At 41.8% G+C, this 14275-nt stretch carries 18 protein-coding genes; 6 read left to right on the forward strand and 12 right to left on the reverse strand.

The window, feature by feature from the left end; translation table 11 throughout:
- Nucleotides 1-199 precede the first annotated feature (199 nt).
- The 7 genes from FTT88_RS13210 to ubiG form a co-directional block, all read right to left on the reverse strand.
- On the reverse strand, nucleotides 200-610 hold the full coding sequence (locus tag FTT88_RS13210) for an RcnB family protein (RefSeq protein WP_168379728.1): 411 nt from the start codon (nucleotides 608-610) through the stop codon (nucleotides 200-202).
- Between the two features lie 242 nt (nucleotides 611-852).
- The gene (locus FTT88_RS13215; RefSeq protein ID WP_078193274.1) at nucleotides 853-1263 is read right to left on the reverse strand and encodes an RcnB family protein; all 411 of its coding nucleotides are present in this window, start codon (nucleotides 1261-1263) and stop codon (nucleotides 853-855) included.
- Between the two features lie 311 nt (nucleotides 1264-1574).
- On the reverse strand, nucleotides 1575-1730 hold the full coding sequence (locus FTT88_RS13220; protein ID WP_168379727.1) for a hypothetical protein: 156 nt from the start codon (nucleotides 1728-1730) through the stop codon (nucleotides 1575-1577).
- Between the two features lie 232 nt (nucleotides 1731-1962).
- Nucleotides 1963-2382 carry a hypothetical protein gene (locus tag FTT88_RS13225; RefSeq protein WP_168379726.1) on the reverse strand — a complete coding sequence of 140 codons (420 nt, stop codon included), beginning with the start codon at nucleotides 2380-2382 and terminating at the stop codon, nucleotides 1963-1965.
- A 170-nt stretch (nucleotides 2383-2552) separates the two neighbouring features.
- A complete protein-coding gene (locus FTT88_RS13230; RefSeq protein WP_078190639.1) occupies nucleotides 2553-3302 on the reverse strand; it encodes a YciK family oxidoreductase in 750 nt (249 codons plus the stop codon).
- A gap of 36 nt (nucleotides 3303-3338) precedes the next feature.
- Nucleotides 3339-4037 (reverse strand): HAD family hydrolase, encoded by a 699-nt coding sequence (locus tag FTT88_RS13235; RefSeq protein WP_168379725.1) that lies wholly within the window; start codon nucleotides 4035-4037, stop codon nucleotides 3339-3341.
- Nucleotides 4037-4747 carry a bifunctional 2-polyprenyl-6-hydroxyphenol methylase/3-demethylubiquinol 3-O-methyltransferase UbiG gene (gene ubiG / locus FTT88_RS13240; RefSeq protein ID WP_078190637.1) on the reverse strand — a complete coding sequence of 237 codons (711 nt, stop codon included), beginning with the start codon at nucleotides 4745-4747 and terminating at the stop codon, nucleotides 4037-4039. Before ubiG ends, FTT88_RS13235 begins: the two co-directional genes overlap by 1 nt.
- 182 nt (nucleotides 4748-4929) lie before the next feature.
- Between ubiG and FTT88_RS13245 the strand changes: the two genes are divergently transcribed.
- Nucleotides 4930-5547, forward strand: a complete 618-nt coding sequence (locus tag FTT88_RS13245) for a thiol:disulfide interchange protein DsbA/DsbL (protein WP_111885097.1) — start codon at nucleotides 4930-4932, stop codon at nucleotides 5545-5547.
- Nucleotides 5548-5607: 60 nt separating this feature from the next.
- On the opposite strand, the gene FTT88_RS13250 is transcribed toward FTT88_RS13245, so the two are convergent.
- A complete protein-coding gene (locus FTT88_RS13250; protein ID WP_078190635.1) occupies nucleotides 5608-6285 on the reverse strand; it encodes a TetR family transcriptional regulator in 678 nt (225 codons plus the stop codon).
- A gap of 176 nt (nucleotides 6286-6461) precedes the next feature.
- On the opposite strand from FTT88_RS13250, the gene rph reads away from it, so the two are divergent.
- Nucleotides 6462-7178: a ribonuclease PH gene (gene rph / locus FTT88_RS13255; protein WP_078190634.1), complete on the forward strand. Its 717-nt coding sequence runs from the start codon at nucleotides 6462-6464 to the stop codon at nucleotides 7176-7178.
- 212 nt (nucleotides 7179-7390) lie between these two features.
- Nucleotides 7391-7567, forward strand: coding sequence for a hypothetical protein (locus FTT88_RS13260; protein ID WP_180173994.1), 177 nt, complete (start codon nucleotides 7391-7393; stop codon nucleotides 7565-7567).
- Nucleotides 7568-7640: 73 nt separating this feature from the next.
- Here FTT88_RS13260 and nadC read toward each other — a convergent pair whose 3' ends face one another.
- Nucleotides 7641-8486: a carboxylating nicotinate-nucleotide diphosphorylase gene (gene nadC / locus FTT88_RS13265; protein WP_180173995.1), complete on the reverse strand. Its 846-nt coding sequence runs from the start codon at nucleotides 8484-8486 to the stop codon at nucleotides 7641-7643.
- A gap of 199 nt (nucleotides 8487-8685) precedes the next feature.
- Between nadC and ampD the strand changes: the two genes are divergently transcribed.
- Nucleotides 8686-9258 (forward strand): 1,6-anhydro-N-acetylmuramyl-L-alanine amidase AmpD, encoded by a 573-nt coding sequence (gene ampD / locus FTT88_RS13270; RefSeq protein ID WP_078190631.1) that lies wholly within the window; start codon nucleotides 8686-8688, stop codon nucleotides 9256-9258.
- Between the two features lie 86 nt (nucleotides 9259-9344).
- A complete protein-coding gene (murJ, locus tag FTT88_RS13275) occupies nucleotides 9345-10886 on the forward strand; it encodes a murein biosynthesis integral membrane protein MurJ (protein ID WP_111885102.1) in 1542 nt (513 codons plus the stop codon).
- 170 nt (nucleotides 10887-11056) lie between these two features.
- On the opposite strand, the gene FTT88_RS13280 is transcribed toward murJ, so the two are convergent.
- Entirely contained in the window at nucleotides 11057-11215 is a 159-nt protein-coding gene (locus FTT88_RS13280; RefSeq protein WP_005006601.1) for a DUF1328 domain-containing protein, read from the reverse strand.
- Nucleotides 11216-11382: 167 nt separating this feature from the next.
- Here FTT88_RS13280 and FTT88_RS13285 point away from each other — a divergent pair, with 167 nt between their 5' ends.
- Entirely contained in the window at nucleotides 11383-11835 is a 453-nt protein-coding gene (locus FTT88_RS13285; protein WP_180106783.1) for a YcgN family cysteine cluster protein, read from the forward strand.
- A gap of 27 nt (nucleotides 11836-11862) precedes the next feature.
- On the opposite strand, the gene FTT88_RS13290 is transcribed toward FTT88_RS13285, so the two are convergent.
- Both FTT88_RS13290 and FTT88_RS13295 read right to left on the reverse strand, forming a co-directional pair.
- Nucleotides 11863-12339 (reverse strand): DUF523 domain-containing protein, encoded by a 477-nt coding sequence (locus tag FTT88_RS13290; RefSeq protein WP_180106776.1) that lies wholly within the window; start codon nucleotides 12337-12339, stop codon nucleotides 11863-11865.
- A 20-nt stretch (nucleotides 12340-12359) separates the two neighbouring features.
- Nucleotides 12360-14156 carry an EAL domain-containing protein gene (locus FTT88_RS13295; protein ID WP_180173996.1) on the reverse strand — a complete coding sequence of 599 codons (1797 nt, stop codon included), beginning with the start codon at nucleotides 14154-14156 and terminating at the stop codon, nucleotides 12360-12362.
- Nucleotides 14157-14275: the final 119 nt, after the last annotated feature.

The raw sequence follows: 14275 nt of genomic DNA on the forward strand, positions 1-14275 counted from the left end.
ACGTAATTTAAGGGTTTTCATGTACTTATATTAACAATCAAAACTCAAGGAAAATAGTCCTTAGTTAAATCAAACGACACTTCATGTCGTGTCGCTTATATCTCTGACCTGAAGGACAGAGTTTTACCCTCCATTTGATAAAAAAACACCTGAACAGTGTTCAGGTGTTGGGAAAGGGACTTAAGAGATCGTCGAATGATTAGCCATTCTTAATGCGAATGATGCGATCGGTACGATCATTGACTAACACGTAGTCACCATTGATTTTGTACCATTGTTGATAACGACCGGTGTTCGGTAAGCGGCGCGCTTCACGATCACTCACTTTGTAGCGGCTTGAATCGAAATAACGAGGAAAGCTTTGACCAACACGCCAATCGCGGCTTGGATTTACACGACGAAAGTCATTACGGTCGTAGCGATTATTGTCATAACGGTTGTTGTTATTCCAATTGCTCGGACGGTGATCTTTGTCCCAACGGTTGTCTTGATGTTGGTATGACGGATGGTAACGGCGGTCATCTTGACGATGGTCTGGCGCAGCAATGGCTGCTGTTGTTGCCATCAAAGCCGATACGGAAAGAACTAAACTCGATACGATTTTGTTCATGGGACACCTCTATACATTTCTAATCTGTTTTTCGATGATTCAAAATTAGCGAGAAAGTTCAGAGAAAGCGTGGGGGCAATATAGTTGAATTGTGAAATGTATGGAGGAAATTTGAAGGTGTGTAAATGATCTGAACGCTAGGCAGCATCAGCTTTTGCGGTTAAACATTAAAAAAACCTCATAAAAAAAGCCCAGAGTTGATCTGGGCTTTAAAAATATGGCGAAATTAAATTCAAAACGGCTTACATACCTAAAATTTTCAGAATACTGTTACTATCTGAGTTGACCAATATGTAGTCATTATTGATTTTATACCATTGCTGATTACGCGATGGTTTAGGTAAGTTATGGTCTTTATAATCGACTTTATAACCATTACCACGGTAATGCTGTGGCATCACATAGCCCGTTTGCCATTTATGTTGTTGCAAACGTTTGACTCCACGTTGTTCACGCATACGGCGTCGATCTTCAAGATCGTCATCGTCCTGATAACCACGGAAATCACGATCTTTTTTCATTTGACCATATGCATTGCCGCGTGGGCCATCAAAGCCACGTTCATCGTTCTTGAAGTGAGGCGCTGCAGACGTGATGCTGCTTGCTATTAAAGCACTGAAAGAAATAGCCAAAATTGGCAAAATCTTTTTCATGTTCAACCCTCATGAGTAATTTATCTTCAATATCACTACTGTACGCATTAAATGCAGAGAAACTGTGAAGAAAGATGAATATTTCTTTAAATAAAACGAAGAGATTGCGGATATTATGCGATAAATTTCGCGCTGAGAACAATCTTTCCATCTTGAAAGAGATGGTCCGATAATGCGCGCTTTTTATCCTTGCAATTCAGCTTTGATTAAATTTGAGGTCTATTGTAAGCACGATCAAAAACGCCCATCAAGTCTTGGCAGGCAAATGAGGGGAGAGATGAAAGACTGAAAATGTTGAGTAACTTCGGGTTTTAGTACCACTGCTCGTTGAGGCATTGGAGTGAATAAATTGCTTGAGCCACAGATTCAGCTTGCTCGGCATCGTCCATTGCAGAGATCAAATTTTCAGTCAGTTGTAAGTTTTCAATTGAACGAATGGTTTCAATTTTGCGTGTTTGATCAGCCATTTGGGTCTCCTTGCCGTCGGTCTATGTCATGGCAAGCAGTCTATGCTTTTATATTTAATTTGAAAAACCGAATATTATTATAAAAATAATTTAAAAATACGATCGATGGCAAATTGGGTAATGAAGCTGTCTATTGATCAAAGCTTGTTGAATTTCAAATGCTAATCTAAGGGTTTAAAAAAAGGGCATCAAATGGCCCTTTTTAGTTCTAAATGTGTCACTTGGAACGTAATTAGTATGCGTATTTCAGGTCGGTATAATCCGTTAATGATTTTTGAATATGAGCTTGAATAAATTCATTAATATCTTCAGGTGTCATTGCTGCACCTTGTTTGGTAATCACATGCTCAAACGGTGCTTGATCTTGCGCAATGATGCGATAAACAAAGTTAGTGATCACTTGATAGCCTGCTTCTTGCTTTTGAATGCAAGTGACATAGAAATAGGTATGCTCAAAGTTTAAGTCATTATGCGAAAAAATAAATTGTTCAAATAATTTTGCATTTTGACCGACATCTAAGCCTTTTAAATCGTCCACGATACTCGGGTCGAATTTCATGCCATATTTTGCTGAAATCGGTTGACCATCGACCAGTAGGTTAACCATGCCATCCTCCGTTGGAGTCACTGTAATATTGCTAAAGTCAGACATGTATCAATCCAATGTTTTTAAAGAATGCCCCAAGTATCGGCAAATTTGCTAAAAACTCAAGTCGACTTTCGCGTGGGCACTGCAAAATCATTCGGTTAATGATGCGTTGTATAGATTCAAGACATAAAAAAAAGGAAGCGCGAGCTTCCTTTTTAAATTGGGTTTTCACCCTATTCATCTTGGGCATCTATGCTGGCACCGGTTAAATGCAAGCTGTCGTCACCCATTAAATATAAATATGCAGGCATGATGCTTTCAGGCGTAGGCAAAGTTTTTGGATCTTCGTCTGGATAAGCTTTTGCACGCATGGCAGTACGTGTCGCACCAGGGTTAATACAGTTAAAACGAATATTGGGGTGTTCATTTTCTTTAGCGAACAATGTGCTTACGGCTTCAATGGCAATTTTTGAGACTGAGTATGCGCCCCAACGTTCACGGGCTTCACGTCCCACACCCGAACTGGCAAAGACTACTGAGGCATGCTCAGATTTTTGCAGTAGGGGCATCAGCTCTTGAGTCAGTACAAAGGGCGCACGAAGGTTCACCGCCATGACATCATCCCAAACATCCACAGGATAATGTTCTAGTTCAGTTCGCTCACCCAAGATCCCTGCATTATGCAAAATGCCGTCTAGGCGACCAAATTGCTTTTCTAAGGTGTCGACCAATAGCTCATAGTCACGAGGAGAGGCACTAGACAGTTGTAGTGGTAAAATCGCCGGTTGGGGGGCACCCAATCCTTCAATTTCATCGTAAATCACTTCTAGTTTATTCAGTGTGCGTCCATGTAAAACCACGGTTGCGCCATGTAAGGCATAGCTGAGGGCAGCCGCACGGCCAATACCATCGCCCGCACCTGTAATCAGGATAATGCGATCTTTGAGCAGATCGGGGCGAGGTTGATATTCTGAATATTTCATCCGTACCTCCTCGTTTTATTGTGTTGTGTTCTATCGTTATAAAGTCGCTGTGTTTAGCGTTTTCGGTTTGATGACCAAATCATGAATGACTTCATGCAATTCAGCAACAGTCTTCACTATACAATCTGCATGCCAAGCTGTTAAGTCATCTTTGTGTTGTAAAGGTAAATAGCCATAAGCCGCAAGAATTGTGTACATCTGCGCATTACGACCGGCATCGATATCACGTGGATGATCACCGACATAGATACAGTCTTGAGCATCTAGATGAATGTGCTTGGCTGCTAAATACATCGGCTCTGGGTCTGGCTTGGTTTTACTGACATCATCTGGGCAAACCAATACCGAGCAGCGCTCAGTCAAATTCAACGCTTTGAGCAACGCTTCACTGAGTGAACGCGGCTTATTGGTGACAATACCCCACGGAATTTGATACTGTTCAAGTTCATCGAGTAGCGGATACATGCCTTCAAATAGGTCTGTATCGACGGCTATATCCGCACCATAAAGCGCTAAAAAACGCTGACGATGTGCTAGAAAAACCGGGTCTTCAACCTCTAACTCTGGATAGACCAGTTTGACCATGGCACGCGCGCCTTCAGATACTTGTACACGAATGTCGTCAGCACTGACCACCGCAATGCCTTTGTCACGGCACATGTCTTGAATAATACGAATAAAATCAGCCGCGGTATCAATCAGTGTACCGTCAAGATCAAAGAGTACAGCTTTCATTAGGCTTCTTTCACCGTATGAACCATGTAGTTCACATCCACATTCGGTGCGAGCCAATAGCGTTTGGTGATCGGGTTATAATGTAAACCTGTCATATCTTTGAGTTTTAACTCGGCTTGACGAATATCATGAGCTAATTCTGAAGGTTTAATAAACTTGGAATAATCATGAGTGCCTTTCGCCAACATGCGTAAAACATATTCCGCACCAATAATCGCAAACAAATAGGCTTTAGGATTACGGTTAATGGTCGAGAAGAACACATGACCACCCGGTTTTACCAGCTTTTGACAGGCTAAAATGATCGAAGCTGGATCGGGTACGTGTTCGAGCATTTCCATACAGGTGACGACGTCATATTGACCTGCTTGCTCTTCTGCCAATTGCTCTACAGGTACTTGGCGATATTCAATATTTTGTACATTTTCTTGTTCGGCATGTAAGCGTGCAACATTCAACGGCGCTTCGCCCATGTCGATACCCAATACTTGCGCACCGCGACGTGCCATGCTTTCAGCTAAAATACCGCCGCCACAGCCCACATCTAATACTTTCTTGCCAGTGATACCATTTGAATGCTCATCAATCCAGTTCAAACGCAGGGGATTAATCATGTGCAAAGGGCGGAACTCAGAATGCTGATCCCACCATATGGCTGCGAAAGCTTCAAATTTGGCAATTTCTTGTGGATCAACATTCAATTGCGACATCGGTTGCACCTCAATCAAGTCTTTATATTTTAGAAAAAAGTTTATGGGAGTTAGTGTAGCGCGTCCTGAAAAAAAAGCGATAAAAGCCTTAAAAAAGTTCACAGAATAAAAACGAAATCGACAGATTTGATTTATAGTGTTGCCATAAACTAATCATAATGATTTTGAGGACGATAAGTTCAATGAAAAAATTCCTTTTAGGCACGATTACAACAGCTATTTTGGCTTTTTCTGGCAGTGCGATGGCAGCGCAATTTGTCGCGGGGACTGATTACACAGTTATTCCAAAACCGATTAAAGTCGAACGTCCGGGTAAAATCGAAGTCCGTGAGTTCTTTTGGTATGGCTGCCCACATTGTTTTACATTAGAACCGCATATGCAAACGTGGTTAAAGCAATTGCCTAAAGATGTACGTTTTGTCCGTACACCTGCAGCAATGAATCCACTTTGGGAACAAGGCGCGCGTGCTTACTATGCATCGGAAGCACTGGGTGTTCGTCAAAAAGCACATTTACAATTGTTCCATGACATTCATGTGGGTCAAAAAAATATCTTAGAACAAGGCGCATTTGCTAAGTTCTACACCCGTTATGGTGTTCCTGAAGCGAAATTTAACAGCACATTTAAATCATTTGCTGTGTCTTCAAAAATTGCTCAAGCGAAAAGCTTAGCGGCTCAATATCAATTGAGCGGCGTGCCTGCGATTACCGTCAATGGTAAATACATCGTACAAGGTGAAGATGCACGTACCGTTGAAATCGTGAAATTCCTTGTTGATAAAGAACGCAAAGCGAAATAACAGATGTCATAAAAAAGCCGCACTCGATGCGGCTTTTTTTATGACGGTACATTTTGCGTTTTAGGTCGATAAATTTTGTGGATCAGCGATTTGAGCCAAAGATCGATCCCAATGCAAAATGCCACGAAATAAGAGCTGAACTTGAGTCTGAGCTTGGCGGCGAAATTGTTGTAGCGCATCCGTACGTTGTGGAAGCTCAACATGTCGATGTAAGTCAATCCACTGCATTGCCCAACTTAAGGCCAATTCAAACAAAATTTGTCCCAATACTTTGAGGTCTTGTTCGGATTGAATGTGTTGAGTCGCTTCAACTTGAGCCAGTGCATGGGCCAAATCAGTACTGAGAAAATTAAATTCACGTGTAATGGCTTGTCTTAAGGAAGCTGAACCACCCCAACGCTCTGCAATGAGAAACATCCATGCCTCAGGAAATTGCTCAACGGCATGAAATAAATAATCCAGACTCTGTCGTGTACGTGCATCGGGTGCTTGAAAGCATTGCTGACTCAGTTGATTGAGTACATTGCGAAGGTGCAGGGCCATTTGGTCGACTAGTTCCAAACCGAGCTCATCCATGTCCTGAAAATGGCGATAAAACGCAGCAGGAACCAAGCCGACATGACGGGAAATTTCGCGTAAGCTCAGACTGCTAAAAGAACGGCCTGTGGTACTCAATGCAAGCGCTGCATCAAGGATAGCTTTACGACTTTGTTGCTTACGTTCTTCCCGTATCGACATGCAATTCGTCCTGAATTTTGCGTGGCTTCAGTCTAACAAATTTCCTGATGTCGTACGATGGGCCTATCAAAACTTGGATGAATGGATTTTGTAAATGCACACGAATGCGTCCCGAATCTGGCTGTACCTTCTGTTATAATGTGCCGCAATCAATTTTGTCAGATTAAGGACTCATTATGCGTATCGACCAACGAGCATTAGATCAATTACGTGAAGTAAAAATTACCCGTAACTACACACGTTATGCGGAAGGTTCTGTATTGGTTGAATTTGGTCATACAAAAGTTCTTTGTACTGCAAGTGTCGACAACTCAGTGCCGCGTTTCCTTAAAGGAAAAGGTCAGGGTTGGGTGACTGCTGAATATGGCATGTTACCTCGTTCAACACATACACGTACTGACCGTGAAGCGGCACGTGGTAAACAAAGCGGTCGTACTCAAGAAATTCAACGTCTGATTGGTCGTAGCTTACGTGCGATGGTCGATTTGAAAAAATTGGGTGAAAATACCATCAGCATCGACTGTGATGTGATTCAGGCAGATGGCGGTACACGTACAGCATCAATCACAGGTGCAGCAGTTGCCTTGGTCGATGCAATGAATGTCTTGCTTGAAAATAAAAAAATTAAACAAGATCCATTAAAAGGTTTAGTTGCTGCGATTTCTGTAGGGATGTATCAAGACGAAGCATTACTTGATCTTTGCTATGAAGAAGATTCAAGCTGCCAAACAGACATGAACGTAGTGATGACACAAGCTGGTGAGTTCATTGAACTTCAAGGTACAGCAGAAGACAAACCATTTACACGTACACAGTGTAATGAAATGCTTGAACTGGCTGAAAAAGGCATTCAAGAATTGATCAAAAAACAACAAGAAGCTTTAGGCTGGTAAGTTGTTTGATTCAGTTTAAACTGAATAAAGAACGCATCTTCGGATGCGTTTTTTTATGCGCTGAATATAGAAAATCCAACAAGAATCACCTATTAAGCAGCGTGTCTTTGACTCAAATTAATAGAATCAGGATGCTTTGAAGGACTAAAAATGAAAAATTGGATGATGCATTTTTCTTTATTCAGCGTATTTTTGATCAGTGGTTGTGATTTTTGGGAAATCAGGTTCAAGAGCGTGAAGGTGGTCGTTTTTCTGAACAAAGTGAAAACTCAAAAGATCATGACGATGATCAAGATGAGCGCGAGCAGCATGAAGACGATGCGGAGCATGAAAAGGACTCTGAACATGAAGATCAACGAGGTGCAAAACAACAGCAAGATGATGATTAAGTCATGCTAGAGGTTAAGCATCAAAAAGGGTGCAATAGCACCCTTTATTTATGTTTAGAGTAAGTCTAGAGCGTTAGGCATTAAAGCGCATCGATAAATCAATCGCTGTGACATCTTTGGTGAGCACACCCATCGAAATATAATCGACCCCTGTCGTTGCCACTTCACGTAAGTTTGCAATAGTGATATTGCCTGACGCTTCAAGTTTGCAGCGACCATTGACGTGTTTAACGGCATCAATCATTTGTTGCTGACTAAAGTTATCCAACATCACAATATCCGCACCTGCTTCCAATGCTTGGTTGAGTTCATCCCAAGTTTCGACTTCAACTTCCACAGGTTTACCCGGTGCAATCTGGTGTGCTTTGGCAATCGCTTGTTGGATGCCACCTGCTGCTATGATGTGATTTTCTTTAATTAAAAACGCATCAAATAAACCTAAGCGATGGTTTTGACCACCTCCGACAGCAACCGCATATTTTTGTGCAATACGTAGGCCTGGCAAGGTTTTACGGGTATCGAGTAGACGAGTATGCAAACCTTCAAGCTGCTGGACATAGGCAGCAGTTTTGGTCGCAACCGCAGATAAGGTTTGCACAAAATTTAAGGCTGGACGCTCAACCGTAAGTAAGCTACGCGCAGAACCTGCGAGTTTTAAAAAGGCTTCGCCTGCGGCCACACGGTCACCATCATTTTTCAACCAAGTGACTTGGACAGCGGCATCATAAGCCTGAATGAGCGCATTGACCCAAGGCTGACCCGCCAAGATCATCTCTTCACGGCTGATAATCGTTGCAGTGGCTTGTTCATCTTCTGGAGTTAATAGGGCAGTAATATCGCCTTCGCCAATATCTTCTTGTAGTGCGTGTTGAATATTGATTTGGATTGATTGTTCAAGCAAAGATTGCGATATGCTCATAAGAAGTTCCGTATCTTTTTTAACTCAGGAAAATGTGCGCGTTATATTAGCATTGTTCCTGAAAAATGAGCGATTTTTAACTACTTTCACAGACTTGAATTGAGATTTCAATGTGAAAGTTTTAGCATTAAAACTTTCAAGTAGGGCTCGGCATTTTGATCTGCAGCATTGCAGGCCGGCTTAGACACAGGATTCTTTTATGTCACAAGCAACAACATTTCAGGTGCAGGATGGGCAATTGCTAGGTGCGCGTCAAATTCCATCACCGAATTTTAACCAGCGTCCTGAAGATACCGAAATTCAGCTTGTCGTCATTCATAATATTAGTTTGCCACCTTCTCAGTTTGGAGGTGGTTATATCGAACAATTTTTCCAAAATCAGTTGGATTGGTCGAAACATCCTTATTTTCAAACCATTGAAGGGATGCAAGTATCGACACATTTATTGATCCTGCGTACAGGCGAAGTCCTACAGTTCGTCAATTTTAATGATCGGGCTTGGCATGCAGGTCGCTCAACCTATTTAGCACAAAAAGAATGTAATGATTATTCGATTGGCATTGAACTCGAAGGAAGTGATGATTTACCTTTTGAGGCTGCACAATATGCCGTACTGACCGAGGTCGTGGCGTGTTTACAACAGGCTTATCCTAAAATTCAACAACATATTGCAGGGCATTCAGATATTGCACCGGGACGTAAAACTGATCCAGGTCCATTTTTTGAGTGGAACGCTTTTCGTCAGCAGCTGCATCATTTTAAAAACAAATAAACAATACACACTGCGTTTAATAAACCAATGAAATTCCTTGACGAGTTTCATTACAATAGGCGCACTTTCAAAAGTGAGAAATACCGATGGCGCTTTGGCGTTCGACAGTCATTGTCAGTGCAATGACTATGTTGTCCCGTGTATTGGGACTGGTACGGGATATTGTCCTGTTAAATGTATTTGGTGCAGGTAAAGACTTCGATACCTTCGTGGTTGCCTTTCGTATTCCTAACTTTTTTAGGCGCTTATTCGCAGAAGGGGCATTTTCACAAGCCTTTATTCCTGTATTGACTGAATATAAAACCAGTCGAACCCATGCCGAAGTCCAGATTCTGATTAGCCGTGTTTTTGGCTGTTTAGGTCTGGTGATGACTAGTTTGACGTTCATCGCAATGGTGGCGGCACCCGCGATTATTTATATCTATGCACCGGGTTTCCATGGTGATGCAGACAAGTTTGCGTTAGCTACCGATATGTTCCGCCTAACGATTCCTTACTTACTGTTTATGTCCTTAACGGCATTTGCCAGCAGTATTTTGAATAGTTATGGCTCATTCAGTACACCTGCGTTCGCTCCAGTGTTACTCAATGTCGCGATGATTGCCGGTGCGCTGTGGTTAACCCCTTATATGGCTGAGCCAATTATGGCTTTGGGTTGGTCTGTTGTCGCGGCAGGATTCTTGCAATTGGCGATTCAGATTCCAGAGCTGTGGCGTAAAAAATTACTGATTCCACCGAAAGTTGACTTCAAACACGAAGGTGTCGATCGCATCATGAAGTTGATGCTGCCAGCACTGTTTGGTGTCTCAGTGACGCAGATCAACTTACTGTTGAACACCATTTGGGCGTCTTTTATGCAAGACGGTTCAGTATCATGGCTATATAGTGCTGAACGTATGACCGAGCTACCTTTAGGTTTGATTGGGGTAGCTATTGGTACCGTGATTTTACCGTCATTGTCTGCACGCCACGCTGAACAAGATCAGGACAAATTCCGCCGTATGATTGATTGGGCAGCTAAGGTCATTATCTTGGTGGGTGTGCCTGCCAGTATTGCGCTTTTCATGCTCTCTACACCTATTATTCAGGCCTTATTTGAACGTGGTCAATTTAGCTTTGAAGATACACAGATGACCGCATTGGCATTGCAATGTATGAGTGCCGGTGTGATTTCATTCATGCTCATTAAAGTGTTTGCACCAGGGTTTTATGCGCAGCAAGATACCAAAACTCCAGTACGTGTAGGTTTAATGGCGGTCGCAGCCAATGCTATTCTGAACGTGGTGTTTATTGGGTTCTTTAAACTGATTGATTGGCATGCTGAGCATATGGCTTTGGCATTGGCATCATCGGGCTCCGCTTTAGTAAATGCAGGGATGCTGTATTTTTATTTACATAAGCGCAATATTTTCCGTTTTGGTGCGCATTGGAAAAAATTGGTGATTCAGTTTGCGATTGCCAATGCTGTGATGATTGCTGCACTGTGGTATGGCTTAACATGGTACAACGGTGATGTATCTGCGTGGATGCGTGTCGCGGAAGTGATCATCTTATGTGTGATTGGCATTGCTGCTTATGGGATTGCTTTAATTGCAACCGGCTTTAGACCTCGTCACTTAAAACCTTAAAGCTAAAACCTACAGCGTAATGCGTTTGACGTTGATGTAAAAAATAAGAGCCCATAGGCTCTTATTTTTTTGATTGAGACTCAAGATGATAAAAACATAGGTTTCTGATTCATGAGTCTGAGGGGAGTAATTTGTAGTTTAAAACGACATTGAATCAGTCACTCAGTCGCCTAAACTTTTCCTCGAGAGAGGAAACCAACAATTGCGAGAATGACTGCAATAACCAAAAGAATAACAGCAAAGTCTTTGGATAAGCCTGCAACACCACCAAAACCTAGCAGACTCGCAATCAATGCAATTACAGCGAAAATAATAGCCCAGCGGAACATAGTTTTATCTCCATGTGATTTTTTATTCTGTCTCATCAGTATAGGAGTCACAGAAAGCATGCTATGTATTCTTTTGTTTATTTAATGTTCAATATTCGGTAACTTAAACAAGGAATTTATGTGCGGGTTCAGTTAATATGCCTGCCACCTTCGTTGCGAGCGAGAAGATGACCGATACTCTACGCCCACATTTTTGGAAAAAGCATGCTTTGACTGAACTCACTCATTTGGAGTGGGAGTCCCTCTGTGATGGTTGCGGGCTGTGTTGTTTAATCAAGCTTGAAGATGAAGATACTCATGAGGTTGCCTACACCAAAGTGGCATGCAAACTTTTAGATTGTGAAACTGCCAGTTGTTCCGATTATCCAAATCGTCAATCACACGTTGCAGACTGTATACAGCTGACGCCACATCAGATTCACCAATTTCATTGGCTACCACCGAGCTGTGCTTATCGTAGAATTTCTGAAGGTAAAGATTTACCACGTTGGCATCATCTAGTGACGGGAAATCGTGACAGTATTTTGAAGGCAAGAAAGTCTGCCGCAGGGCGTTGCATCAGTGAAGAAGACGTCAACCCTGACGATATTGAAGATTATATTGTACGTTGGGTACGCTAAAGGACACAGATACGCTCTATCTTGGATCTAGAGTTGATCTTGTATCATAGCCAGAAAGTCTTGTTCTGACAGAACCTGAAAACCGTGCTGTTTGAGGAGTGCTGTGGTTACCCCATAGCCTTCAATTTTCGTACGGGTAAAGCTGCCGTCATAAATATAATGGCTGCCGCAAGACGGGCTGCGATCTTTCAAGACAACAACATCAACTTTGTGTAATTGGGCCAATTCTAACATTCGTTGAGCACCTGCAATAAATTCAGCACTAATGTCTGTCCCCAAAACATCTTTAACTTGAGCTGTACCATTGAGCACATCACTGGCTTGACCATTTTGAATTTCTGCAGGAAAACGTGGACAGCTAAGGCCGCCCATCATTTCTGGGCAGGCCGTAATGACTTGGTGAGTCTGCATCAGTTGGCAAATTGCTTGTTGTGTATTTGATTTGGCATCATAACGAACGGGTTGGCCTGCCAAACAGGCACTGACTAAATACTTCAGTGTCATCGTGTCTTGCTCCACAAGTTTTAGTGACTCAAAAGTTCTATCGCATGGTCATAACTGAGCGGACGATAAAAGTAAAAACCTTGTCCAGTATGACAATTACATTCTTTTAAGGTATCGACCTGTTCCGGTTTCTCTATACCTTCGACTAATATATTCAGGGAAACACTCGCACCAATTTGTGTAATCGCTTTGACAATGGCAAGTGCTGAACAGTCGGTATGCATGCGTTCCACAAAATTACGGTCTATCTTAATACAGTCGACAGGGTAATTACTCAAACGTGTTAATGATGAATGACCTGTACCAAAATCATCTAGAGAAATGTGTATGCCATGCTCTTTTAATAAATGGAGAGCGCGAATCACATAATTTGAGCCACGTTCTGACAGGCTTTGCTCGGTAATTTCGACCTCAATAATGTCTGGTGATATACCAAACTGCTTTAAGCGATTTAGTAGTTTTTCCGCATAATCATCACGTAAAAATTCGACAGGTGCAGCATTTATTGAAATCGGTAGCGGTTGTAGTCCGAGTTCAATCCATTTTTGAATATCTTGAAAGATTTTAATTTGCATTGTTTTACTAATGCGTGAAGCCAATTCATAATCTTGAAATGCAGCAAAAATTTGAGAAGGTAATTGTAATTGTTGGTCTTTATCATACCAACGTAACAACGCTTCAAAGCCGATAACTTGACTGTCAGACAGACGAACTTTGGGTTGATAAAACGGAATAATTTGATTGGAATTAATCAAGCTGCGTGCAAGCGTTAATTGGCGAGTAGTATTTTCAAGGGTTTTGAACATAGTATGGTTGAACATTCGTACACCACCACGACCACTGCTTTTTAAATCATTTAGCGCAATATCAGCACATTTAAGTAAATTCGAGGAATTTTGTGCATCGCGAGGGTAGATCGCACAGCCAATACTCATACCAATATTGATACTTTGCCCATTATAGAAAATGGGCATGTCCATTTGCTGACAGGCGATGCTGGCAAAATTCTGTAATTGTTGTTGCGATTTTAAATTTGGAATAGAAATGGCAAATTCATCGCCACCTAAACGTGAAACTACAATATTTGTATCAAAACATTGCTGAAAACGCTGCCCAAGGGTATGCAGTAAATGGTCTCCTGCACTATGACCTAAGGTGTCGTTAATATGCTTAAAATAATCTAGATCGATTAATAACAAACCCAGTTGTTGCTGATGTTCTCGCGCCACTTTTAATTGGCTTTTAAATACTCGACTAAACGCACGGCGGTTTAATAAACCTGTTAAATCATCTTGTTCAATGATGCGTTGAAGTTTATTTTCTGCAAGTCGCTGTATCGTAATATCACGTGATACACAGAGGATTTCTTTGACTTGGCCATATTCGTTGAATACTGGGCTGAGCATATTATCCCAATAAGCCAAGGGTTCATCTGCTACTTGGCTCATGCCGACAAAGCGAGATATTTTACCTTGTTTGGCTTCGGCAAAAGCATTCAAACACGCGTCACGGACTTCTTCAGGCAGTAATTTATGCCAAGACATACCAAACTCAGTTTCAGTTAGAGGTACGCCCAGAGCTAAACATCCCGCGCGGTTCATATGCAGAACTTGACCGTCTAGACTTAATAATTTTATACAGTCGACACTAGCATCTAACATTTGATTACGACTATTCAGTTTTTCTCGTAATTCAGCGAATTGATTATCTTGTAATTGTATATTCTTGGCTTGGGGCATTTTTTGAAATAAATTTATAGGTAGATCAATGCCTTGTTGAACTTGAACGATTCGCTTTTGCTTTGTTGATTGCTTCATACAATCTGTCCAATTGGGTCAGGCAAGTCTAAAATGGGATATCTTGCCGATGATACTTTAATTTGATCAATAAGGGCTAGGATGTCTTGTTACATTATAGTTAACATTCGCCTAAGCTT

It is taken from the genome of Acinetobacter sp. YH01024 (assembly GCF_013420195.1).
Lineage (GTDB): Bacteria > Pseudomonadota > Gammaproteobacteria > Pseudomonadales > Moraxellaceae > Acinetobacter > Acinetobacter amyesii.

Coding starts and splice junctions, on each gene's coding strand:
- FTT88_RS13210 (WP_168379728.1), bottom strand. CDS start 610: ATGAACAAAATCGTATCGAGTTTAGTTCTTTCCGTATCGGCTTTGATG.
- FTT88_RS13215 (WP_078193274.1), bottom strand. CDS start 1,263: ATGAAAAAGATTTTGCCAATTTTGGCTATTTCTTTCAGTGCTTTAATA.
- FTT88_RS13220 (WP_168379727.1), bottom strand. CDS start 1,730: ATGGCTGATCAAACACGCAAAATTGAAACCATTCGTTCAATTGAAAAC.
- FTT88_RS13225 (WP_168379726.1), bottom strand. CDS start 2,382: ATGTCTGACTTTAGCAATATTACAGTGACTCCAACGGAGGATGGCATG.
- FTT88_RS13230 (WP_078190639.1), bottom strand. CDS start 3,302: ATGAAATATTCAGAATATCAACCTCGCCCCGATCTGCTCAAAGATCGC.
- FTT88_RS13235 (WP_168379725.1), bottom strand. CDS start 4,037: ATGAAAGCTGTACTCTTTGATCTTGACGGTACACTGATTGATACCGCG.
- ubiG (WP_078190637.1), bottom strand. CDS start 4,747: ATGTCGCAATTGAATGTTGATCCACAAGAAATTGCCAAATTTGAAGCT.
- FTT88_RS13245 (WP_111885097.1), top strand. CDS start 4,930: ATGAAAAAATTCCTTTTAGGCACGATTACAACAGCTATTTTGGCTTTT.
- FTT88_RS13250 (WP_078190635.1), bottom strand. CDS start 6,285: ATGTCGATACGGGAAGAACGTAAGCAACAAAGTCGTAAAGCTATCCTT.
- rph (WP_078190634.1), top strand. CDS start 6,462: ATGCGTATCGACCAACGAGCATTAGATCAATTACGTGAAGTAAAAATT.
- nadC (WP_180173995.1), bottom strand. CDS start 8,486: ATGAGCATATCGCAATCTTTGCTTGAACAATCAATCCAAATCAATATT.
- ampD (WP_078190631.1), top strand. CDS start 8,686: ATGTCACAAGCAACAACATTTCAGGTGCAGGATGGGCAATTGCTAGGT.
- murJ (WP_111885102.1), top strand. CDS start 9,345: ATGGCGCTTTGGCGTTCGACAGTCATTGTCAGTGCAATGACTATGTTG.
- FTT88_RS13280 (WP_005006601.1), bottom strand. CDS start 11,215: ATGTTCCGCTGGGCTATTATTTTCGCTGTAATTGCATTGATTGCGAGT.
- FTT88_RS13285 (WP_180106783.1), top strand. CDS start 11,383: ATGACCGATACTCTACGCCCACATTTTTGGAAAAAGCATGCTTTGACT.
- FTT88_RS13290 (WP_180106776.1), bottom strand. CDS start 12,339: ATGACACTGAAGTATTTAGTCAGTGCCTGTTTGGCAGGCCAACCCGTT.
- FTT88_RS13295 (WP_180173996.1), bottom strand. CDS start 14,156: ATGAAGCAATCAACAAAGCAAAAGCGAATCGTTCAAGTTCAACAAGGC.